Raw genomic sequence first — 23146 nt, forward strand, 5'->3', positions numbered from 1 at the left:
ACAATGGAACGTATTCTCGTCATCGGCGCCAACGGCCAAATCGGCAGCGAACTCGTCGATGCGTTGTCTCTTCAGCATGGCGCTGAGAATGTCATTGCCGCCGATATCGGGCCGCGCAGCCTGTTCGGCGCGACCTGTTATGAAACAATCGATGTGCTGGACGCCGGCCGGGTAGCATCCATCGTCGACACCTACGGCATTACCCAGCTCTACCAGCTCGCGGCATTGCTTTCAGTGACGGGAGAACAGGCGCCTCTCAAGGCATGGACACTGAACATGAACGGTCTGCTCAATGTACTTGAACTTTCGCGCGAGCGTGGGGCAGCGGGCAAGCCCCTGAAAATCTTCTGGCCGTCATCGATCGCCGCTTTCGGTCCGCATACACCGGCCGTCGACACGCCGCAGTTGGCGGTAATGGATCCAACGACGATCTATGGCATCAGCAAGCAGGCCGGCGAACGGCTATGCGAATACTATTTCACCAAGTTCGGGGTCGATGTCCGCAGCATCCGGTATCCAGGCATCATCAGCCACAAGTCACCGCCCGGCGGCGGTACCACGGACTACGCGATTGCCATCTTTCATGCGGCCAAGCGGGGGGAGCGGTATACCTGCTTCCTCGGGCCGGAAACCACCTTGCCGATGATATACATGCCCGATGCCATCCGGGCAACAATTCAGTTGATGGATGCGCCGGGCGAGCTGGTCCGTATCCGGTCGGCCTACAACGTTGCCGGACTGAGCTTTAATCCGCGCGAACTGGCTGAAGAAATAGCCCGGCAGTTGCCAGGCTTCCGAATCCAGTACCAGCCTGACCACCGCCAGGCGATCGCGGACACATGGCCGCATAGCCTGGATGACACCTATGCGCGCGCCGACTGGGGCTGGAAAGCCAGTATCGGCCTGCGAGCGCTTGTGCGCGACATGCTGGAGCACGTTGCCGCCGCACCGGAAAAGCTGCATCACGCTGCCTGAAATGCTGTCTGGAGCCGGCTGCCAGTTATAATGGGGAGTGAAGGACGCTGCGCCAGGGCGCAGCGGGCCACCCACTTACCAAACTATCAAGAGCTTATGCAATACGTCTCCACCCGAGGTCAGTCTCCGGCGCAATCTTTTTCACAAATCCTTCTTGGCGGTCTTGCACCCGATGGCGGTCTTTACCTGCCGGCCGAATATCCCAAAATCAGTGGCGCGGAGCTGGATGCGTGGCGCAAACTGTCCTATGCAGACCTCGCTTTCGAGGTGCTGAAAAAGTTTGCCACCGATATCCCGGAAGCGGACCTGAAGGCATTGGCGCACAAGACCTATACGGCGGATATCTACCGTAATGTGCGCAAGGGCGAAGACCCGGCGCAAATCACGCCGCTGTGCACGCTCGAAGAAAAGAACGGCACCAAACTCGTCCTGCAAGCCTTGTCGAATGGACCGACACTGGCGTTCAAGGACATGGCCATGCAGTTGCTCGGCAATCTGTTCGAATACACGCTGGCCAGGCAGGATGCGGAACTCAACATCTTCGGTGCGACTTCGGGCGACACCGGTAGCGCTGCCGAATACGCGATGCGCGGCAAGAAAGGCATTCGTGTCTTCATGCTGTCGCCGCATAAAAAGATGAGCGCATTCCAGACCGCGCAGATGTTCAGCCTGCAAGATCCGAATATCTTCAATATCGCGGTTGAAGGTGTATTCGACGACTGCCAGGATATGGTGAAAGCAGTCTCGAACGACCTGACTTTCAAGGCTCGCCAGAAGATCGGCACCGTCAATTCGATCAACTGGGCACGTGTTGTAGCGCAAGTGGTCTACTACATCCGTGGTTATCTCAGTGCGACCACCAGCAATGACCAGAAGGTTTCCTTTACTGTCCCATCGGGCAACTTCGGTAATATCTGCGCCGGCCATATCGCGCGGATGATGGGCGTGCCGATCGACAAGCTGGTGGCGGCAACCAATGAAAACGACGTGCTGGACGAGTTTTTCCGCACCGGCGTATATCGCGTGCGCAAGTCATCGGAGACCTATCACACCACCAGCCCGAGCATGGACATCAGCAAGGCGTCGAATTTCGAGCGTTTCGTCTATGATCTGCTGGACCGCGACGCGGACCGTGTCAGAGCCTTGTTCAAGAAAGTGGAGACCGAAGGTGGTTTTGATCTTTCAGGCAAACCGGGTAGCGACGGCAGCGAGTTCGAAAAAATTTCGCGCTACGGCTTTCTGTCCGGCAAATCGGTACACAGCGACCGCGTTGCGACCATTCGTGATGTACAGGAGAAATACGGCGTTACCATCGACACGCATACAGCGGACGGTATCAAGGTGGCGCGTGAATATCTCTCGCCCGGTATACCGATGATTGTGCTTGAAACAGCATTGCCGGCAAAGTTCAATGAGACAATTCGTGAGGCCCTGGGGCGCGATGCCGAGCGTCCGGTGGGCTTTGAAAATATCGAAGCCTTGCCGCAGCGTTTTGATGTAATGCCGGCAAACGTCGAAAAGATGAAAGCCTACATTGCAGAACGAACCGGCCTTTGATTCCAATCCGTTCGTGGGTTTTATTTGTACAGGCTGAACGATTCAGAAAAAGGGCAAACCGTAGTGGCGGCTATGTAAAGCCGCCGCCATTGTGATCGGCATACGGGCCGGCTTCGCGCGTGGCCCATCACACCATCCAGACTGCAAGTGCGCGCATGACCGAAAAGAAACCGATGCTGAGTGCCAATGAAGCGCTCGCAACTCTCCTCGCAGCAGCACGTCCGATTTCGGACATCGAGACCTTGCCAACGATTGACGCCAACGGGCGCATACTTGCTGCCGCGCAAAGCTCGCAGTTGAATGTCCCTCCGATGGACAATACGCAGATGGATGGCTATGCCGTCCGCGCCGCGGATTGTGCAAGCGGCAGCGCCACACTGAAAGTGTCGCAACGCATTCCCGCAGGACAGGTAGGCCAGGCTTTGCAGCCCGGCACCATCGCCCGTATCTTTACTGGCGCAATGATTCCGGAAGGAGCCGATGCGGTCGTGATGCAGGAGCAATGCGACGCCATCCCTGGCAGCGACATGGTGAGAGTCAACCACACACCGCAGCCCGGCGAATGGATACGGCGTACCGGTGAAGACATCAAGGCTGGTAGCGTCATTCTTGCTGTCGGTACTCGTTTGCGCGGACAGGAGTTGGGACTGGCGGCTTCCGTGGGTCTTGCCAGCTTGCCGGTCATCCGCAAACCACGCGTTGCCGTGTTCTTCACAGGCGATGAACTGGCGATGCCCGGTGAACCGCTCAAGCCAGGCGCAATCTATAACTCCAACCGCTTCACCTTGCGTGGACTGCTGGAAAACCTGGGCTGCGAAATTACCGACTATGGCATCGTTCCGGACTCACTGGAAGCGACGCGTCAGACCCTGCGGACAGCGGCGGCAGACCACGACCTGATCATCACGTCCGGTGGCGTCTCGGTGGGAGAGGAAGACCATATCAAGCCTGCGGTGGAAGCCGAAGGACGGCTCAATATGTGGCAGATCGCGATCAAGCCTGGAAAGCCCCTGGCTTTTGGCGAGGTCAACCGCAGTGGCGGTTCGACCGCGTTCTTTCTGGGCCTGCCAGGCAATCCCGTATCCAGCTTCGTCACCTTCCTGTTGTTTGTCCGGCCGTTCATTCTTCGCCTGCAAGGCGTGACCAATGTAAGTCCGCGGGCTGTTCCCATGCGCGCCGATTTTTCCTGGCCCAAGGCGGATCGTCGCAATGAATTTCTTCGTGCACGCCTGAATGCCAATGGCGGTCTCGAACTGTTTCCGAATCAAAGCTCCGCCGTGCTAACCTCGACGGTGTGGGGGGATGGACTGATCGACAATCCGTCAGGGCAAACCATCGCCAGCGGTGATACAGTGCGGTTCATTCCATTCAGCGAATTGCTTTATTGACGACCATGCAGATCGAACTTCGTTTTTTCGCCAGCGTGCGTGAAGCCGTCGGCACAGGCAAGGAAACACTAAGTGTGCCGGATGAGGTGCAGACCGTCGGTCAGGTACGTGCCTTCCTGAAGCGACGCGGCGGTGCATGGGCGGAGGCGCTGGCGGATGGACGTGCATTGCGGATGGCCTTCAACCAGCAGATGACCGGTGCCGATACGCCCATCAGCGAGGGTGGCGAAGTCGCATTTTTCCCGCCGGTCACAGGGGGCTGAAAAGATGACAGTGCGCGTCCAGACCGAGGATTTCGACCTTTCCCGCGAAGTGGCAGCTTTACGCGACGGGCAGGCACAGGTCGGGGCTGTCGTCTCTTTCGTTGGCACCGTGCGTGACATCAATGACGGTGCCGGTGTCAGCGAAATGGAACTCGAACACTATCCGGGGATGACCGAAAAGGCCCTGGAAGATATCGTCGATCAGGCCAGAACGCGCTGGAATATTATCGATGCGCTCGTAATACACCGAGTCGGACCACTGAAGCCACTGGACCAAATCGTGTTGGTTGCGGTAACTTCCGCTCATCGCGGTGAAGCGTTTTCTGCCTGCGAGTTCATCATGGATTACCTCAAAACCGAGGCTCCGTTCTGGAAAAAGGAGCAGACGCCGGATGGGGCACGATGGGTTGATGCCCGCGTCACCGATGATCGCGCCCTGGCAAAGTGGGGTATTGAGTCCGGTAATGCCACCGAACCGGAGCGCCCGGCATAATTTGCCTCCTGGAACGCTTCTTACTTTCGGAGGAAAGCGGTCTTCTTCCAGTCGTCAAACCTTCCGCCAGTAGTCTTGCAGGCTGCATACACGCTTCGTATTGTTACTCCGACTGTTCTCCAGGCAAGCACTGCGTTCGCTAGTTGCTAGTTAAACACCCTGATGCCGGGGTTTTCAAGCATCCCTCCTGGCATTTCCAGTTCCAGGTCCCATTCGGCTAGTCGAACGGCATCCTTCAGCAAGGAGCAAAATCCGTGCAGTACGACCAACGTGAACGCGAGTTCGAACCCGTGGCCATCCGCTGGGGTCATATTGATTCTGATGGGCTGATCCGGAAGCTGGGCAAAGTTGACTGACGTAATCAGCAATGGGTGTTCGCCCAGCGGGAAGTCCTGGATTTCGGCTTCATAGGGATTGTTGAAACTGCCGCTGTCACGAATCTGGTCGACCGATGCCTGGTGCTCCATGCCGATAATGTCGGCACTCGCATGAGCGGCTTGCGGTTTGTCCAGTTTGACCTGCGTTTCAAGCGCCTGAAGGATGGCCGGCCACAAGACCTTGAGCAGTCTGCGTGTCAGCCAGGCGCGCAATTCATGCAGGCCGCCATCCGACTTGAACGAGGCCCGAAACAGAAGCCGGTCTTCTTCGGCCTGATAACTTACCTGAATTTGATGTAGATCCATTGCAACCCGACCCTGCCTGAGCGAGGATCAAGCATCCTTTCTTGAAATGTGGTTACTCGCCCTTATGTTGTTAGCAGATTGATTTTTTCTGGAGAACATTCTTATGCGTCTCGATAAACTGACAACAAAATTGCAGGAGGCTCTTTCCGATGCCCAAAGCCAGGCGGTCGGGAATGATAACCAATACATTGAGCCGGTGCATATCCTGAATGCCCTGATCAACCAGGACGATGGTGGCGCACGCTCCCTGCTGCAGCGCTCCGGGGTGAACGTCAGCGGCTTGTCCACGTCCCTCAAGACTGCGTTGGAACGCCTGCCAAAGGTTTCCGGCCACGGCGGCGAAGTGCAGATCGGCCGCGAATCCGTTGCATTGCTGAACCTCGCTGACAAGGAAGCGCAAAAGCGTGGCGACCAGTTCATTGCCAGCGAAATGGTTCTGCTGGCGCTTACGGAAGACAAATCCGATGCCGGAAGGCTGGCGCGCGAAAGCGGACTGACCCGCAAGTCGCTCGAAGCCGCCATCACTGCTGTGCGCGGCGGCGGTAACGTGAATTCCGCCGATGCCGAAGGCCAGCGTGAAGCGCTGAAAAAATATACTCTAGACCTGACCGAACGTGCACGTGCGGGCAGGCTCGACCCGGTGATCGGACGTGACGATGAGATCCGTCGCGCGATTCAGGTCCTGCAACGCCGTACGAAGAACAATCCCGTGCTGATCGGTGAGCCCGGTGTCGGTAAGACCGCCATCGTCGAAGGTCTTGCGCAGCGTATCGTCAATGGCGAAGTGCCTGACAGCCTGAAGTCCAAACGTGTGTTGTCGCTCGATATGGCAGCACTGCTGGCCGGTGCTAAATACCGTGGTGAATTCGAGGAAAGGCTGAAAGCCGTTCTGAAGGAAATCGCCCAGGATGAAGGCCAGACCATCGTCTTCATCGACGAGATCCACACCATGGTCGGCGCGGGCAAGGCCGAAGGTGCGATGGATGCCGGCAACATGCTCAAGCCTGCGCTGGCGCGCGGTGAACTGCATTGCGTCGGTGCCACAACCCTGGACGAGTACCGCAAGTACATCGAAAAGGATGCGGCGCTCGAACGCCGTTTCCAGAAAATCATGGTCGACGAACCGAGCGTCGAAGCGACCATTGCGATCCTGCGCGGTCTGCAGGAAAAGTATGAAGTGCATCATGGCGTCGACATCACCGACCCGGCCATCGTGGCTGCGGCTGAGCTGTCGCATCGCTATATCACCGATCGCTTCCTGCCTGACAAGGCAATCGACCTGATCGACGAAGCTGCTTCGAAGATTAAGATCGAAATCGACTCCAAGCCGGAAGTCATGGACAAGCTCGACCGTCGCTTGATCCAGCTGAAGATCGAGCGTGAAGCCGTACGCAAGGAAATGGATGAAGCTTCGCAGAAGCGTCTCGGCCTGATCGAGGAAGAGATCCAGAAGCTGGAGCGTGAATACGCTGACCTCGATGAAATCTGGAAGGCTGAAAAATCCGCCGTCCAGGGTAGCCAGCAGATCAAGGAAGAAATCGAAAAGGTTCGCCTGCAGATGGAAGAAGCCAAGCGCAAGGGCGACTGGCAGAAGATGTCCGAGCTGCAGTACGGCAAGCTCCCGCAACTGGAAGCCCAGCTTAAACAAGCTGACACCGGGGAGCAGGAAAAGACCGAGCGCAAGTTGCTGCGCACCCAGGTCGGTGCGGAAGAAATCGCCGAAGTCGTCTCGCGGGCAACCGGTATCCCGGTCTCGAAGATGATGCAGGGCGAGCGCGACAAGCTGCTGCATATGGAAGATGAGCTGCATAAGCGCGTGGTCGGCCAGCATGAAGCCATTGTGGCTGTGTCCGATGCGATCCGCCGTTCGCGCGCCGGCCTGTCGGATCCTGACCGCCCGTATGGTTCGTTCATGTTCCTTGGCCCGACAGGGGTCGGCAAAACCGAACTGTGCAAGGCGCTGGCTGCGTTCCTCTTCGATACTGAAGATGCCATGATACGCATCGACATGAGTGAGTTCATGGAGAAGCATTCGGTGGCGCGACTGATCGGTGCACCCCCGGGTTATGTCGGCTATGAAGAAGGCGGTTATCTGACTGAAGCCGTACGTCGCAAGCCTTATAGCGTGATCCTGCTCGACGAAATCGAGAAGGCGCATTCGGATGTGTTCAACGTCCTGCTGCAAGTGCTCGACGATGGGCGCATGACGGATGGCCAAGGCCGTACGGTTGACTTCAAGAACACGGTCATCGTGATGACATCGAACCTGGGCTCGCACAAAATCCAGGCGATGGAGGACAGCGATCCGGCCGTGGTGAAGCTGGCGGTGATGGCGGAAGTGAAGAATCATTTCCGTCCGGAGTTTGTGAATCGTATCGATGAACTGGTCGTGTTTCATGCACTCGATGCGAAGAACATCGGCTCGATCGCACGCATCCAGCTCAAGGTGCTGGAGCAGCGTCTGGCGAAGATGGATATCCATATGGAGATCTCCGACGCGGCACTACAAAAGATTGCCGAGGCGGGTTTCGATCCCGTGTATGGCGCTCGCCCGTTGAAGCGCGCGATCCAGCAGGAAATCGAGAATCCTTTATCGAAGCTGATCCTCCAGGGACGCTTCGGCCCGAAGGATACGGTCACCGTCTCGGTAAAAGGCAGCGAACTCGCTTTCGAGAAAAAGGAAGAAGCGGTCGCTGTATAGGGAAATTAACTGGCTTCACGGCTAGTGGAAGCAAAAGCCCGGTAGCAGGTATTCTGTTGCCGGGCTTTTTTGCGCACCTATCAAAATGCCGCTTGCCGCGTTGTTTGGGGCTGCCGAGGCCTCCTAGCTTACGCCTGTACTGTCTTCGTCGGCGCGCCTTGCCATCGTCATTTTGATAGGTGCTCTTATTTTGTTCAGTTGACGCTTCAAGGCGTCGTCACTGCCATGCTACACGCCATTGCGGGCAAAAAACACGCTTGGCGACTGTCCGAAAGTCTTCCTGAACATTGCCGAGAATGCCGACTGACTTGCGTAGCCAAGTTCGTCAGCGACCTGAGACAGCGGCATGCCACGTGCGATTAAGGGCGCTGCATGGGCGAGCCTGACTTGCTGGCGCCACTGGGTGAAACCCATGCCAAGTTCGCGTTCAAATAAACGTGCCAGCGTACGGCTCGATGCACCCACTTTTCCGGCCCAGTCCTCCAGGGACAATGGCGATGCTGGTTCCGCTATGAGTGCTTCACACAGGGCTTTCAGTCGTTTATCTTCCGGGAGTGCGACCCGTATCGGTTGCGTTGCCAGGCGCGGCATTTCGTCCAGCATCAATGCCGATAACATCGCTTCGCGCGGGCTTTCGGCATCGGCCTGCGCAAGAGCCACGACCAGTTCGCGCAGCAATGTGGAGACTTCAAGGACCTCGCATTCCTCACTACGGAATGGCGCGGCGTCCGCAAATACATACAAGGCCCGTAGGCGAGCCTTCTCCAGCGTTGCGACCTCATGCACCAGTTTCGGTGGTATCCAGATCGCTCGTTGCGGCGGCACGATCCAGGTGCTATTGGGGACCGTCACCCGTACGACCCCGTCGAGCGCATAGGTAAGTTGTCCCCAGGCATGGGAATGCGCCGCCAACAGTTCCGATGCATTGAGATCGCGTGCGACCATGCGCACCGGTCGGCTGGCTGTCGGTGACACGCCGGATAGATGCAGCCTTGTATGCTTGATCGCCTGGATACCCATGAGGATAAGAGAAGCAAACTATAAACTGTCGGAACTGCGACAAATCTTGTCCATTTATCTTAAAACAGACGATGCAATCCTGCATAAACTATTTTCAGGAGTGTTGAGTAGCAACACCAATTTCGATCCGGCAGCGCCGCGATTCCGATATCCGATTTCAATTTGAGAAAACCATATGAATGCTTCCACCGCCACACCCACCTTGCGCCAGGATGCGCAAGTTATCAGTCTGGAAGGGCTTGCGCATGGTGTGTCACATTTCTTTCACCTGATCCTTGCGCCCTTATTCCCTTGGTTGAAGGAGGCGTTCGGCCTGTCATATGCCGAACTCGGGTTTTTGATGACGGTGTTCTTTATCGTATCCGGAGTAGGGCAGGCGGCGTCAGGCTTTGTGGTGGATCGGATCGGGGCTCGCAATGTCTTGTTTTTCGGTCTCGCCTGTCTCGGAGTCTCAGCGCTGGTGTTGGCAGTCGCCCCCAACTACGTCTTTCTGTTGCTTGGCTCCATGCTGGCAGGTCTTGGCAACAGCGTGTTTCATCCGGCATGTTTCACCTTGTTGAACAAACGCGTCTCCCCGGCACGCCTTGGACATGCGTTCTCGGTGCATGGCATTAGCGGCAACCTGGGATGGGCAGCGGCGCCGGTGTTCCTGGCGCCACTGGCGGCGGGGTTCGGATGGCGCTTCGCTCTTGCTGCAGCGGCTTGCATTCCGCTGGCCATGCTCGCCTTGCTCCTTGTGTATCGCAAGATTCTCGACACTGATGATGACGGTGATGCGATAACAACCACGCATAACACTGAGGCTATCAAAACAGGCCATGCGCTTGATTTTATGCGCTTACCTGCGGTGTGGATGTGCTTTCTCTTTTTCTTCATTACCGCGATGGCGATTGGTGGTGTGCAGAGTTTTTCTTCCACGGGTTTGCACGAACTGTATGGCATGTCGCTGGCCACTGCAACTGTCGGCTTCACTGCGTACATGCTGGCCTCCGCTGCCGGCATGCTATGGGGTGGCTTTCTCGCGGCGAAGACCACCCGTCATGAGCGCACCATCGCGATGGGCTTTACAGCTTCCGGGATCTTTGCAATGACCATTGCCAGCGGCGCAATACCGCCGCTCATGGCGGTGTTGCTGATGGGCGGAGTAGGATTGGGGGCGGGCATCGCAGGTCCATCGCGCGACCTGCTGATTCGTGCTGCCGCACCAAAGAATGCGACGGGCCGTGTGTACGGTGTCGTCTATTCAGGTATCGATATCGGGCTTGCGCTCGCACCGCTGATGTTCGGTGCCGTGATGGACGGTTCACATCCTGCATGGGTATTCGTTGGGATCGGTTTGTTCCAATGGCTCGCATTGCTGACTGCGTTCAGGGTCGGGAATAACACGGAAAGCAAGAGGGCGGCCGCTCAGGCGAGCACCGTCTGAAAATACGAACGTAAATGTGCTGCATTTGATGTTTGCAAAGGTCGGCCCAAGTGCCGGCCTTTTTGTTTGCGATCCTCGCTTACAATCCGGGTGCTCGATTTACTACTAACCGAAGGAGAGACGATGACTTTTGCAACATGTGATATCTGCGATGCCAACGAGGACAAACTGGCCAACGGCACGCTGACGGTATTGCCGCCCGTGTTCCAGAAATTCGGCATGCAACTGACATTTTCGGGACAGGCAACCACGCTGAAAGTATTTGAAGACAACGTACTGGTTCGTTCAACGCTTGAAATGCCGGGCAACGGGAATGTGCTCGTGGTCGATGGCGGTGGCAGCTTGCGTTGCGCACTGGTTGGTGGAAACCTGGGTGTACTCGCCGAGAAAAATGGCTGGGCCGGCATCATCGTCAACGGTTGCATCCGCGATTCAGAGGAAATCAATGCCTGCGATATCGGCGTACGCGCACTGGCGACCCATCCTCAGCGCAGCGTCCGTAAGGGCGTCGGCGACCGTGACCTTCGCGTTATGATTGCCGGCGTCGCGATCGAACCGGGAGACTGGATTTATGCCGATGCAGATGGCGTACTGGTTGCAAGGCAAAAGCTTGATTGAGACGCGGACCAAAACATGATTTGAGACTCGACCACCGCCCTCAATGTGAGTGCCGGTGATGTATATCGAGAAAATACGGATGTGTATGCGTCAAGGAGCGGCCTAAGCGGTATGGGTACGCGGCTCCTTGCATCCTAGGGAAGTCATCCTCATGCTGACGATGTGCATCATGGACATCTGCATGGTCATCCACCATTTCCTCATGCGTAACGCAAAGATAATTCTATAGTTGATGGTCTTGAATAACTGACAGAAGTTGTTGTGGAGTTGGAGGAACTTGGGTCCTAGTGCCGGAAGAGGCGAAATGCATGCCATTGTCCGAGCTTTTCATGATTCGAAATCTGCGTTTTGTATTGTGAAAAGGTACGCCGCGCAGCATCATTCCATCTTTTCATTTTGAGAAAAATTGTTTCATATCGCGAAATCAAAACTACAAGTATTTGATTTATATCTAAAAATATTTAGTTATATGTCTTATATAAGACCTTGTTGCCTCGCAAAAAAGAGCCTATTATTCACCCATCGAGTTTTCTTTTTTATTTACCCCGCACCACCTCAGGAGAACAACCATGGCAACTCGCGAACAGCAAATTCAAGCATTGGAAAAAGACTGGGCTGAAAACCCGCGCTGGAAAGGCGTCACGCGTAACTACACCGCTGAAGACGTCGTCCGCCTCCGTGGTTCGCAGCACATTGAGCATACCCTGGCAAAAGCCGGTGCTGAAAAGCTGTGGGCGAAAATCAACGGCGGTGCAAAGAAGGGCTATGTGAATGCGTTCGGCGCGATCACTGCAGGCCAGGCAATGCAGCAGGCAAAGGCCGGCCTCGAAGCCGTGTATCTGTCCGGCTGGCAGGTTGCTGCTGACGGTAACACCTCCGAAACCATGTACCCCGACCAGTCGCTGTACGCATACGACTCGGTCCCAACCATGGTTCGCCGCATCAACAACACATTCAAACGCGCTGACGAGATCCAGTGGTCCCGCGGTATCAATCCGGGCGATGAAAACTTCGTCGACTTCTTCCTGCCTATCGTTGCTGACGCTGAAGCCGGCTTCGGCGGCGTGCTGAACGCCTTCGAACTGATGAAGAACATGATCTCCGCAGGCGCTGCAGGCGTTCACTTCGAAGACCAGCTGGCAGCTGTGAAGAAGTGCGGCCACATGGGCGGCAAGGTTCTGGTGCCAACGCAAGAAGCCGTCGAGAAGCTGACCGCGGCACGTTTCGCTGCCGACGTGATGGGTGTGCCGACCATCGTTCTGGCACGTACCGATGCAGAAGCTGCCAACCTGATCACTTCGGATCACGATGCGAACGACAAGCCTTTCCTGACTGGCGAGCGCACAAACGAAGGCTTCTACCGTGTCAAGAACGGTCTCGAGCAGGCGATCAGCCGCGGTGTTGCTTACGCTCCTTTCGCTGACCTCGTATGGTGCGAAACCGGTACGCCGGACCTGGGCTTTGCACGTGAATTCGCTCAGGCTGTGCATGCCAAGTGCCCGGGCAAACTGTTGTCGTACAACTGCTCGCCATCCTTCAACTGGAAGAAGAACCTCGACGACAAGTCGATCGCCGAATTCCAGGACAAGCTGTCGGCACTGGGCTACAAGTACCAGTTCATCACACTGGCTGGCATCCATATCAACTGGTTCAACACCTTCCAGTTCGCACACGCATACGCTCGCGGCGAAGGCATGAAGCACTACGTCAACATGGTGCAGGAGCCGGAATTCGCAGCGCGTGAAAAGGGCTACACCTTCGTGTCGCACCAGCAGGAAGTCGGCGCCGGTTACTTCGATGAAGTGACCACTGTGATCCAGGGCGGTTCGTCTTCCGTCAAGGCACTCACCGGTTCGACCGAAGAAGAGCAGTTCCACTGATCGGACTGAGGCTTCGCTCGGTAATCTGTGAACGCTGAAGCCTCAGCATCACGTTTGCAGGCACATAAAAAAGCCACACCTTAGGGTGTGGCTTTTTGTCTTATATGCTTTCAATTGCGATTGCAATCGATGCACACGACTCCAACAGCCGTATCAGTGTGAATGACCATGATGATGCTGGTGCACTTTAGCGGCTTTGCCGCCCAGCTCGTCGCGTGCGTGACGCAGTACGGAAATCGCGGCACTCAATGCCAGCGCGCCCATCAAGGCCGCAACAATCCAATCAGGCCAGCCGCTTTGCGTGCCAAACACACCTGCCGCCGCAAGCATCACCGCCAGATTGCCAATTGCGTCGTTGCGCGTGCAGAGCCAGACGGAGCGCATATTGGCATCGCCTGAACGATACGCATACAGCAACCCCGCTACCGAGAGATTCGCAAGAAGCGCCATGGCGCCGATGATGCCCATGGTCGCCGGTTCAGGCACTGTACCGGTTGATATGCTCCAAGCGGTCTTGCCGAGCACGAATACACCGAATGCGCCCATGCATGACGCTTTAAATAGGGCAGCTCGGGAGCGCCAGTGCATCGCCATACCTAGGACCAGCAGGGAGATGCCATAGTTTGCGGCATCGCCGAAGAAGTCCACTGCATCGGCGAGCAGCGAGGTTGAGCCGGAACGAGCTCCGCCAACAAGCTCGACGACGAACATGCCCGCATTCACGATAAGCGCTATCCATAGCGATCGGCGATATTGCGGATTGGCCGCAGCGGTAGGTTCGCACGCATGCGCACAGCAATGGTCTGACATGGGTTAACTCCTTTAACTAGATTTGCCTATTAAAGACCCTGTAGCTACTATAGGGTCAAGGCCTGATCTGGAGAAAAGCATGAAAATCGGTGAATTGGCGAAACGTTCAGATTGCGAAGTGGAAACGATTCGGTATTACGAAAGGGAAGGATTACTACCTACGCCACCGCGCAGTGGAAGCAATTACCGCCAATACAGTGAACAGGACGCCGAACGTTTATTGTTTATCCGACATTGCCGTTCACTGGGCATGTCGCTGGACGATGTACGTGCCTTGCAGCATTTTCAAGCTAAACCGGAACAGGCTTGTGATGAAATTGACGCATTGCTTGACCGGCATATTCAGCAAACGGCACTGCAGATTGCTTCACTGGAACGCTTGCAAAAGCAGCTCCAAACCTTGCGCAACGCCTGCCATACCCACATGAGCGCACGGCAATGCGGGATTCTGCAGAACCTGCAAAGCGCCGCCGCAAGCAGCGACTGCATTTGTCATCACGAAGATTCTGAAGCCTGACAACAGGGTACTGATAGAATGTGCACCCTTTCCAATCCTCACTGCCGGACTTTCCCATGCTGAGTTACCGCCATGCCTTTCATGCGGGCAATCATGCCGATGTGCTTAAGCACGTTGTGCTCATCCAATTGCTGCGCTATCTCGGCCAGAAAGATACCCCCTATATGTACATCGATACCCATGCAGGGGCAGGGGTGTACGCGCTGGATACCGGATATGCGGCAAAAAATGTCGAATACGAAACGGGCATCAGCCGTCTGTGGGAGCGCAAGGATTTGCCAGAGCCACTTGCCGAGTACGTGAAGCTGATCAAGGGTATGAATCCCAGCGGCAAAATGCGCTATTACCCCGGGTCGCCTTACTGTGCTGAACAGATTGCGCGCGAACAGGATCGTTTGCGTCTGTTCGAGTTGCATCCAAGCGATGCCAAGATTCTCGAAGAGAATTTTCGCAAGCTTGAGGCGCATGCCGCAGCGCAGGGACAGCGCTCTACAGTGCGCGGCAAGCGGGTTATGATTCAAAAGAGCGATGGCTTCCTTGGGCTCAAATCCCTCTTACCGCCGCCATCGCGCCGCGGCCTCGTCCTGATCGACCCACCCTACGAAAACAAGGACGACTACCGTCGGGTGAAGGATACGCTGAACGATGCGCTGGTGCGCTTTGCAACCGGGACCTATGCAGTCTGGTATCCAGTGCTCCAAAGGATGGAGTCACGGCAGATGCCGGACAAGCTGAAGCGACTTCCCAGCAATGGCTGGCTCAATGTAACCTTGTCGGTCAGCGCGCCTACGCCGGATGGTTTTGGCCTGCACAGTAGCGGCATGTTCGTACTCAATCCGCCATGGACCCTCGAGCCCATGCTGCGCGAACTGATGCCTTTCCTGGTAAAGGCATTGGCCCGTGATGAGGGGGCGACGTTTACGCTGGAAAGCGGTATGCCGACGGCGGTACATACCGGGACACGCAGGACCGGCGAAAAGAATTCGCAGGCCTGATGTTTGCTTAGGCTCGTTCCGATACCGGCGGCTGCTTGGTCGCCATAAAATCTGACAATGGATGGGCCTGTATGTCAAATGTGGCGCGCGCTGTTTCCCATGATATTTCCCTTCAATCCCTGCCAATCCGCGACTTTTTTCTCGGTCGTCAGCCGATCCTGAATCGCGACCATCAGCTAGTTGCTTACGAACTCCTGTTTCGTGACGCCGACACGGAATCGGCAAATATTACCGATGACGTCGCGGCGACGGCGTCCGTAATCGCGCACGCCGTTCAGTTAGGTCTGGCTAATGTCATCGGCAACTACCTCGGTTTCATTAACGTCGATGCCGAACTCCTGGCGAGTGACGTGGTAAATTTCCTGCCGAAACAAAAGGTAGTGCTCGAAATACTGGAAACTGTAGAACCAACTGAAAACCTGATCGCTCGGGTGACAGACCTTGCGCAAGCGGGTTTCCGTTTTGCGCTGGATGACGTCGTTGCCTGTTCCGATGCGGTACAAAAGCTGTTGCCCCTGGTTGAAGTAATCAAGGTCGAGATTACCGGCATGAGCACGGAAAGGCTGACCGAACTCGCCAGTCACTTCAAGATGAAGGGGAAGACCTTGCTTGCCGAAAAAGTCGAAACCCAAGAACAATTTACACTTTGCATGGAACTGGGTTTTCACTATTTTCAGGGCTACTATTTCGCACGCCCCACCGTGCTTACAGGGAAGAAGCTTAGTCCGTCGCAGATTGCTGTCATGCAATTGCTGGCTAAATTCACCTCCGATATGAACGATGCAGACCTTGAAGCATCGATCCGACAGGATCCCTCTCTCGCATTGAGCCTGATGCGCATGGTCAACGCTCGCCTGTCTGGCGTGGAGCAGCCTGTCAATACACTGACCGACGCTTTATCGGTTTTCGGCCGCAGACAGTTCTACCGGTGGTTGCAGATACTTTTCTGTGCGGAAAGTGGTCAGCCTCCGGCACGAGCGACTTTCGTGTTGTCGCTCGCTTCGACGCGCGGAAAACTGATGGAATTGATGGCGGCAAAGATGAGTCCCGAGGATCGCGTTTTTGCCGGTGCCGCGTATACGGTGGGAGTCCTTTCCCTGATGGATGCACTGTTTGCCGTGCCGATGGAAAAACTGGTGGAACAGGTCGCGTTATCAGGGCCTGTCCGTGACGCCTTACTGTCGCGTACCGGTCGGCTCGGTGACATGCTGAGGCTGACAGAAAGCCTCGAACGGGTTCAGGAAACCGGCCCGGTGCCCGCTCGACTTCTGGAAGCCCTTCACTTGTCGGCTGACGACCTGTACCAGCTGCAACTTCAGTCTTTCGAATGGAGCGAACACGTCAATACAAGCGTGGAATTAGAAAACTAGTCAGCGACAAGGCTACAATATGGCCGTATGAACAAGGCATTCGTTAAAGAATCGGACGACGAGGAAGACCTCGATGCGGCCACGCCCGCCATACCGGCGGGTACCAAGAACTACATGACCCCGGATGGACACCGGCGCATGAAGGAAGAACTGCTTCGCTTGATCGACGTGGACCGGCCGGAGGTCGTACGTATCGTTTCCTGGGCCGCATCCAATGGCGATCGCTCGGAGAACGGCGATTACATCTATGGAAAGCGGCGCTTGCGCGAAATAGACCGGCGTATCCGTTTTCTTACCAAGCGTCTGGACCTGGCCGAGGTTGTCGATCCTACTGTGCATCATGGCAGCGATCAGATCTTCTTCGGCGCGACCGTTACCTACGAAAATCAGGCGGGCGTCGAACACGCGGTGACCATCGTCGGCATCGACGAACTGGACCCTCTTAACGGCAAGATCAGCTGGATATCTCCCGTCGCGCGCGCACTGACAAAGGCCAGGGAAGGCGATTCGGTCACACTGATGACCCCGGCCGGCGCAGACGAGTTGACTATCTTGTCGGTCAGTTACCCGCCACCCGGTCCCTGATATTCACTTTTCCATTCCGTTTCAGGCCACAAGCCAGGAGCGCGTCAGCGATGCCAATCAGGCATTGTCCGGAAAGATGCTGTATTTCCGTAACCCGATAAAACCCGCGTCACATTCCCGGTACAAAATTTACGTTGTAACAATAATTCTCAATAAAAACTTCGCTAACCGATGACCATTTTGTTTTCAAGCCTGAACCATGCAGCGCGAGTTCCTTTGGCAGCCGAAATTCACTCCCGGCCGTTTCTGCGTCTTGAAGCGCCGGAAGTCCTGACGCATATCGCCGTCTATGAGCGCGGCTCGACGAATTCCGGTTCTCTCGATGGCTTGACGCAGCACGGGATGCTGACAGCGCTATGCGGTCACTTCGGTGTCAGCGCCCCGACTACGGAGGCGAAGTATTTCTTTCATGACTTTGGCCGCTTCCGTGTGAAATGGGAGTGCCACACCGAATTTGCAACCTATACCTTCGCCGAGCGCCACGATGATGCGTCATCGCCAGCAGAGGTGTTTCAGCGGGTGCCGCTCAGGCATGTGCCACAACAATGGCTGGCTGCTTTGCAGGGTAAGGTGATGGTAGCGGCCCATGTGGTGCTCGACAAAACGCGTGGACCTTCCGATGCCTTTGCCGCCAGTTTGCGGCAGGTCTTTGAAGGGAACATGCTGGTTGGTAGCCACGTGCTTCAAGGGGGGGAGATCTGGACGGATTTCCTGATCCAGGCGGACGGCTTCAGCCGTTTCGTGGTTCGGGACGTCGGCTTGCATGAACAGCAGGCCGGCAGGCTTGTGCAACGTCTACTCGAAATTGAAACATACCGGATGATGGCGCTTCTCGGGCTGCCGCATGCCCATCAGGCGACACCGGTCCTCAATGCCATCGAAGGCGAACTGGCGAGTTTGACGGCCGCCATGGTCGAAACCGAACGCAGTAACGGCAGTCGACTGTCGGATACGGATAACGAACAGGAACTGCTGAGCCACATCACGGGACTGGCGGCGCGCATCGAGAAGCTTTCGCTCGATAACAGCTATCGTTTTTCCGCGTCGCAGGCCTACTTTAGTCTGGTTAATGCGCGCATTGAAGAATTAAGGGAGATCCGCATCGAAGGCATTCCTACAATCGGTGAATTCATGGACCGGCGCCTGACGCCGGCGATGAATACCTGCCAGGCAATCGCGCGCCGGCAAGAGGCGCTTGCAGAGCGCATCGCCCATACCAATGACCTGCTGCGCACACGCGTCGGTATCGTACAGGAACGCCAGAACCGCCAGATACTGCAGTCAATGAATACGCGGGCCGCTCAACAGCTTCGTTTGCAGCAAGCGGTCGAAGGCCTGTCTGTAGTCGCTATTTCTTACTACACGGTTGGCCTGCTGAGTTATGCCGGCAAGGCGGCCAAGGCTGCCGGGCTGCCAGTGAATCCTGACGTGGCAACCGGCATATTGGTGCCGCTTGTTGCAGCGGGTGTGTGGCTTGCGTTAAGGCGTATGCATAAGAGCATACATACAGGTTGAGCGGAAGGAATCAGTGATCAGTTCCCGGGTTGCTTGAGTTGTCCTGCGACAGGGTAACTCAAGCGCGTTCGCGAAGAATCCGTGCTACACCGGGAATGCGCCGGACGTTGCGCATCAGGCGGGCGAGGTGAATGCGGTCCTCAACCTGAATCGTAAAGCGCAACTGCTTCATCAGGTGGTCGCGGTCGTCGTCCATGCCAACGTAGGTGATATTGGCATCAGACTCCCCGATTTCGGCCGCGACGCGGGCCAGGACGCCTTTTTCGTTGTCCACCAGGATTTTGATACGGCAGTCGAAGCGACGGCTCAGCTCCGCTCCCCAGGCCAGCTCTATCCAGCGATCCGGTTCCTTCGTCTGCTGTCGCTTGGCAGTCTCGCAATCGGTGCTGTGCACGGTGATGCCCTGATCTCGCTTGAGCTGGCCTAGGATGCCGTCGCCCGGAATCGGCAGACAGCATTGAGCCAGTTGCACAGCGGAGCCTTCGTTTCCATAGATGGTGACCGGATCAAGTTTGCTATTGCCATTCTCGGTGACCAGCGGAGGCAGCGGAGAATTGACGTCGCTTTCCATCATGCCGCGGATATGGCGGGCCACCAGCGTGGCCATGCGTTTACCCACACCAATGTCGGCGTACAGTTCATCGAGCGACTTGGCGCTGGATTCATTCAACAGCTTGTCAACCAGGCCTTCAGGCAACAGCGGATCGATGTCGATGGCACTCAACGCCTGGGCCAAAAGGCGGCGGCCAAGCTCTGTCGACTCGGCCAGGTTGATGGTTCTCAGATGATGGCGAATTGCGGAGCGCGCTTTGCCAGTACGAACGAAGGTCAGCCAGTTCGGGCTGGGACGTGAGGCCGGCGCAGTGACAATTTCGACAATGTCGCCATTGCGCAACTCGGCGCGCAGCGCGGCATGTTCGTGGTTGACCCGTGCGGCAATCGCCTGATCGCCAATATCGGTGTGGATCGTATAGGCAAAGTCGAGAACCGTCGCGCCGCGCGGCAGGGCGATAATTTTTGACTTCGGCGTGAATACATAGACCGAATCCGGGAAGAGGTCGACCTTGACGTGTTCGAGGAATTCCGCCGAATCGCCGGTCTGCTTCTGGATGTCGAGCAGGGATTGCAACCAGGCGTGAGTGCGCTGCTGCAGGTCGGTCAGGCTGGCGTCGTCATCCTTGTACAGCCAGTGCGCTGCAACGCCTGCTTCGGCGACACGGTGCATCTCGGTCGTGCGAATCTGGAATTCGACCGGTGTGCCGTAAGGGCCGATCAGCGTGGTGTGCAGAGACTGGTAGCCGTTCAGCTTGGGAATGGCAATGTAATCTTTGAACTTGCCCGGCATTGGCTTGTACAGCGCATGCAGCGTGCCAAGGGCGACATAACAGTTGGCAAAGCTGTCAACGACGATACGAAAACCGTAGACGTCGAGCACCTGCGAGAAGGACAGGTGCTTGTTTCGCATCTTGCGATAAATGCCATACAGCGTCTTTTCACGGCCATAGACCTGCGCCTGAATGCCGGTTGCCGCTAGGGTATTCTTGACCGAATCGAGAATCTTGCTGACAACTTCGCGTCGGTTGCCGCGGGCGGCCTTGACGGCTTTGGATAGTGTTTTGTAACGAACCGGATAAAGGTGCGAAAAGGCCAGATCCTGGAGTTCGCGATAGATATTATTGAGGCCAAGACGATGGGCGATCGGCACATAGACTTCCATCGTCTCGCGCGCGATACGCCGTTTCTTTTCCGGCGACATGAAGCCAAGCGTGCGCATATTGTGCAAGCGGTCGGCCAGCTTGACGAGTATGACACGGACATCGCGGGCCATGGCCAGCAACATCTTGCGGAAATTTTCGGCCTGGGCCTCGATTTGGCTTTGGAATTCGATCTTGTCGAGTTTGGACAGTCCGTCTACCAGCGTGGCCACCGGTGCGCCGAAGCGCTCGATCAACTCCTCTTTCTTGACGTCCTGGTCTTCCATCACGTCGTGCAGCAGCGCGGCCATAATTGCCTGTGCGTCGAGCTTCCAGTCGGCGCAAATCTCGGCAACCGCAATCGGATGGGAAATGTAAGGCTCACCCGATTTCCGGATCTGGCCAAGATGCATTTCATCGGAAAAGCGATAGGCTTCCTTCACCTTCCTCATTTCGGAAGGCGTGAGATATTCGGTCAGCTTGTTATTGAGCAGAGTGACTGAGGCGACGCCGGTCGGATGAGGTCCCGCGGGGTTGGATGGATCGTGCTTCAGAGCGGGGTCGGAATTCTTTGCGGCCGGACGATCGGATGTCGCTCGGCTATTTGGAGCAACTGACAGTGTTGAATCTGCAGGTATCAGGTTCATACGTAAAGGATATCAGTCGCATCGCGTTGGTGCACCCCCAAACCTGGACTTTGTAGCAAAAATCTCTCGATTCACGCGGTATCCGACGAATTGGGGGCCAGGTAAAACCTCAGCTCGGGACTTTTTTCAGCATTTCGATGCCAACCTTGCCAGCGGCGATTTCGCGAAGTGCGACGACAGTCGGCTTGTCCTTGGCGTCGACCTTCGGTGTATGACCTTGCAACAACTGGCGTGCACGGTAGGTCGCCGACAGAGTCAGCTGGAAGCGGTTGGGGATCTGCTTGAGGCAATCTTCGATAGTAATACGGGCCATGCTTGCTCCTAAAAACGCGGTATCAGATTGGATTGGCGTGAATGCCCAGTTGGGCGAACAGGGGAATGTTACGGGCGGCTTGTTGCGCAAACCGGCAACGGGTTGCTTTGACGATCGCTGTCAGTTCCGACAAAGCAGTTGCAAACTCTTGATTAATAATAACATATTCGAACTCCGGGGCGTGCGCGATTTCGCCGCCCGCCGCCAGTATCCGTCGCGTAATCACATGCGAATCGTCCTGTCCCCGCTTGGTCAGCCGCTCTTCCAGCGCCGCAATCGACGGCGGCAGGATAAAGATGCCGACTGCTTCCGGAAACTGCTTCTTGACCTGCTGCGCACCTTGCCAGTCGATTTCCAGCAGGACGTCGGTTCCCGCCTTGATCTGGTCCTCGATCAGCAATCTTGATGTCCCGTAGTAATTACCGTGGACTTCGGCGGATTCCAAAAATTCCCCGGCTTCGCGTCTTTTCAGGAAATCTTCAACACTGGTGAAGTAATATTCGCGACCATTCTGCTCGGCTGGGCGCGGTTGGCGTGTAGTAAAGGAAATCGACAGTTTGAGCGCCGGCTCCTGTGCCAGCAAGGCATTGACCAGGGTGGATTTGCCCGCGCCGGACGGGGCAACCACCATGAAAACGCTGCCGGAGGATGATTTTGGTTCAATCATGAAATTCTCGGTAAAGGATGCAAAACGCGGCAATGGTACTGAAATATTGCTCAATATCAGCCTGATATTGCCGTTTATTCAAGATTCTGGACTTGCTCACGCATTTGTTCAATAAGCAGTTTCATGGCCATCGATCCATCCGACAACTCCTTGAGCGCCGCTTTCGAACCAACGGTATTGGCTTCACGATTGAGTTCCTGCATCATGAAATCCAGGCGCTTGCCGACCTGACCGCCTTTTTTGAGGATGTGGCGGGTCTCGGTCAGGTGAGTGGACAAGCGCGACAACTCTTCGGCCACATCGATTCGAATACCGTAAAGCGTGACTTCCTGACGGATGCGCTCCAGTGCTTCCTCGCGCGACAGGGTGGCTGGCGTTGCCGACCCGTTCTGGCTCGCGATGCCCAGCGCTTCCTTCATCCGGTCAGTGGCTTTTTGCTGGAATTGTGCAATAGCCTGCGGAATCATCGGTGTCAGACGGACGACGATCGCTTCCAGGTCATCGACACGCGACAGCAGCATGGTTTGCAGCGCCGCGCCTTCTCTTGCGCGACTGTCGACAAAGGCGTCGAGGGCTTCGGATACCGTTGCCTGCACATCGGCCTGCAATGCATCCTGTGCGATTTCCGCGTCTTCGATAACACCGGGCCAGCGCAGAATTTCGCTGACCGACAGTGGAGCAGCCTCGGCAAACTGTGCGCACACCTGCTGTTGCATTTTCGCCAATGAGTCGAGCACGCTTGCATTGAGCGCCTGCGAGGCGCCAGCGGTGGTTTTGCGTCCGAAGCTCACCCGGCATTCGACTTTGCCACGCGTGATGCGTCCCATGATGGCTTCACGCAACGCGGGCTCAACCGCGCGCAGATCGTCATTGATGCGAAATTGCAGGTCAAGAAAACGCGAATTGACGCTTTTCAGTTCGACGGTCAACGTGCCGGCGCTGCTTTCGCGTGTGGCGACCGCGTATCCGGTCATGCTCGAAATAGTCAAGGTTGAACCCTTATGCTTTACAAAACAGTGATTTATCAAG

General features: G+C 56.1%; 21 protein-coding genes. 14 read left to right on the forward strand and 7 right to left on the reverse strand.

Annotated elements, in window-relative coordinates; all coding sequences use genetic code 11:
• Nucleotides 1–3 precede the first annotated feature (3 nt).
• From ACFQUU_RS24655 to moaE, 5 genes are all read left to right on the forward strand, one after another.
• Nucleotides 4–975 carry an NAD-dependent epimerase/dehydratase family protein gene (locus tag ACFQUU_RS24655; RefSeq protein ID WP_382250773.1) on the forward strand — a complete coding sequence of 324 codons (972 nt, stop codon included), beginning with the start codon at nucleotides 4–6 and terminating at the stop codon, nucleotides 973–975.
• Nucleotides 976–1071: 96 nt separating this feature from the next.
• Nucleotides 1072–2532, forward strand: coding sequence for a threonine synthase (gene thrC, locus ACFQUU_RS24660; protein WP_382250774.1), 1461 nt, complete (start codon nucleotides 1072–1074; stop codon nucleotides 2530–2532).
• A 155-nt stretch (nucleotides 2533–2687) separates the two neighbouring features.
• Complete coding sequence (gene glp / locus ACFQUU_RS24665) at nucleotides 2688–3920, forward strand: gephyrin-like molybdotransferase Glp (protein WP_382250775.1); 1233 nt, start codon at nucleotides 2688–2690, stop codon at nucleotides 3918–3920.
• A gap of 5 nt (nucleotides 3921–3925) precedes the next feature.
• Complete coding sequence (moaD, locus tag ACFQUU_RS24670; protein ID WP_382250776.1) at nucleotides 3926–4183, forward strand: molybdopterin converting factor subunit 1; 258 nt, start codon at nucleotides 3926–3928, stop codon at nucleotides 4181–4183.
• A gap of 4 nt (nucleotides 4184–4187) precedes the next feature.
• Complete coding sequence (moaE, locus tag ACFQUU_RS24675) at nucleotides 4188–4676, forward strand: molybdopterin synthase catalytic subunit MoaE (protein ID WP_382250777.1); 489 nt, start codon at nucleotides 4188–4190, stop codon at nucleotides 4674–4676.
• Nucleotides 4677–4822: 146 nt separating this feature from the next.
• On the opposite strand, the gene ACFQUU_RS24680 is transcribed toward moaE, so the two are convergent.
• Entirely contained in the window at nucleotides 4823–5359 is a 537-nt protein-coding gene (locus ACFQUU_RS24680; RefSeq protein ID WP_382250778.1) for a hypothetical protein, read from the reverse strand.
• 103 nt (nucleotides 5360–5462) lie between these two features.
• Here ACFQUU_RS24680 and clpB point away from each other — a divergent pair, with 103 nt between their 5' ends.
• On the forward strand, nucleotides 5463–8060 hold the full coding sequence (clpB, locus tag ACFQUU_RS24685) for an ATP-dependent chaperone ClpB (RefSeq protein WP_382250779.1): 2598 nt from the start codon (nucleotides 5463–5465) through the stop codon (nucleotides 8058–8060).
• A gap of 228 nt (nucleotides 8061–8288) precedes the next feature.
• Here clpB and ACFQUU_RS24690 read toward each other — a convergent pair whose 3' ends face one another.
• Nucleotides 8289–9035 carry an AraC family transcriptional regulator gene (locus ACFQUU_RS24690; RefSeq protein ID WP_382250780.1) on the reverse strand — a complete coding sequence of 249 codons (747 nt, stop codon included), beginning with the start codon at nucleotides 9033–9035 and terminating at the stop codon, nucleotides 8289–8291.
• 220 nt (nucleotides 9036–9255) lie between these two features.
• Here ACFQUU_RS24690 and ACFQUU_RS24695 point away from each other — a divergent pair, with 220 nt between their 5' ends.
• The 3 genes from ACFQUU_RS24695 to aceA all read left to right on the forward strand — a co-directional run bounded on the left by ACFQUU_RS24695 (nucleotide 9256) and on the right by aceA (nucleotide 13004).
• Nucleotides 9256–10506, forward strand: a complete 1251-nt coding sequence (locus tag ACFQUU_RS24695) for an MFS transporter (protein WP_382250781.1) — start codon at nucleotides 9256–9258, stop codon at nucleotides 10504–10506.
• A 123-nt stretch (nucleotides 10507–10629) separates the two neighbouring features.
• On the forward strand, nucleotides 10630–11124 hold the full coding sequence (gene rraA, locus ACFQUU_RS24700) for a ribonuclease E activity regulator RraA (protein ID WP_382250782.1): 495 nt from the start codon (nucleotides 10630–10632) through the stop codon (nucleotides 11122–11124).
• Nucleotides 11125–11693: 569 nt separating this feature from the next.
• Nucleotides 11694–13004: an isocitrate lyase gene (aceA, locus tag ACFQUU_RS24705; protein ID WP_382250783.1), complete on the forward strand. Its 1311-nt coding sequence runs from the start codon at nucleotides 11694–11696 to the stop codon at nucleotides 13002–13004.
• A gap of 153 nt (nucleotides 13005–13157) precedes the next feature.
• On the opposite strand, the gene ACFQUU_RS24710 is transcribed toward aceA, so the two are convergent.
• Entirely contained in the window at nucleotides 13158–13814 is a 657-nt protein-coding gene (locus ACFQUU_RS24710) for a cation transporter (protein ID WP_382250784.1), read from the reverse strand.
• A gap of 79 nt (nucleotides 13815–13893) precedes the next feature.
• Between ACFQUU_RS24710 and cadR the strand changes: the two genes are divergently transcribed.
• From cadR to ACFQUU_RS24735, 5 genes are all read left to right on the forward strand, one after another.
• Nucleotides 13894–14331, forward strand: a complete 438-nt coding sequence (gene cadR / locus ACFQUU_RS24715) for a Cd(II)/Pb(II)-responsive transcriptional regulator (RefSeq protein ID WP_382250808.1) — start codon at nucleotides 13894–13896, stop codon at nucleotides 14329–14331.
• 56 nt (nucleotides 14332–14387) lie between these two features.
• Nucleotides 14388–15326, forward strand: a complete 939-nt coding sequence (locus ACFQUU_RS24720; protein WP_382250785.1) for a 23S rRNA (adenine(2030)-N(6))-methyltransferase RlmJ — start codon at nucleotides 14388–14390, stop codon at nucleotides 15324–15326.
• A 71-nt stretch (nucleotides 15327–15397) separates the two neighbouring features.
• Complete coding sequence (locus ACFQUU_RS24725) at nucleotides 15398–16696, forward strand: EAL and HDOD domain-containing protein (RefSeq protein ID WP_382250786.1); 1299 nt, start codon at nucleotides 15398–15400, stop codon at nucleotides 16694–16696.
• 27 nt (nucleotides 16697–16723) lie between these two features.
• Nucleotides 16724–17281, forward strand: a complete 558-nt coding sequence (gene greB, locus ACFQUU_RS24730) for a transcription elongation factor GreB (protein WP_382250787.1) — start codon at nucleotides 16724–16726, stop codon at nucleotides 17279–17281.
• A gap of 171 nt (nucleotides 17282–17452) precedes the next feature.
• A complete protein-coding gene (locus ACFQUU_RS24735) occupies nucleotides 17453–18796 on the forward strand; it encodes a DUF3422 family protein (protein ID WP_382250788.1) in 1344 nt (447 codons plus the stop codon).
• A 58-nt stretch (nucleotides 18797–18854) separates the two neighbouring features.
• Here the strand turns inward: ACFQUU_RS24735 and ACFQUU_RS24740 are convergent, their stop codons facing one another.
• The 4 genes from ACFQUU_RS24740 to ACFQUU_RS24755 all read right to left on the reverse strand — a co-directional run bounded on the left by ACFQUU_RS24740 (nucleotide 18855) and on the right by ACFQUU_RS24755 (nucleotide 23091).
• Nucleotides 18855–21137, reverse strand: coding sequence for a RelA/SpoT family protein (locus tag ACFQUU_RS24740; protein ID WP_382250789.1), 2283 nt, complete (start codon nucleotides 21135–21137; stop codon nucleotides 18855–18857).
• Nucleotides 21138–21246: 109 nt separating this feature from the next.
• Nucleotides 21247–21450 (reverse strand): DNA-directed RNA polymerase subunit omega, encoded by a 204-nt coding sequence (rpoZ, locus tag ACFQUU_RS24745; RefSeq protein WP_057290930.1) that lies wholly within the window; start codon nucleotides 21448–21450, stop codon nucleotides 21247–21249.
• A 22-nt stretch (nucleotides 21451–21472) separates the two neighbouring features.
• The gene (gmk, locus tag ACFQUU_RS24750; protein ID WP_382250790.1) at nucleotides 21473–22117 is read right to left on the reverse strand and encodes a guanylate kinase; all 645 of its coding nucleotides are present in this window, start codon (nucleotides 22115–22117) and stop codon (nucleotides 21473–21475) included.
• Between the two features lie 74 nt (nucleotides 22118–22191).
• On the reverse strand, nucleotides 22192–23091 hold the full coding sequence (locus ACFQUU_RS24755) for a YicC/YloC family endoribonuclease (RefSeq protein WP_382250809.1): 900 nt from the start codon (nucleotides 23089–23091) through the stop codon (nucleotides 22192–22194).
• Between the last annotated feature and the right edge of the window lie 55 nt (nucleotides 23092–23146).

This window comes from Herbaspirillum sp. GCM10030257 (assembly GCF_042666555.1).
Lineage (GTDB): Bacteria > Pseudomonadota > Gammaproteobacteria > Burkholderiales > Burkholderiaceae_D > Noviherbaspirillum.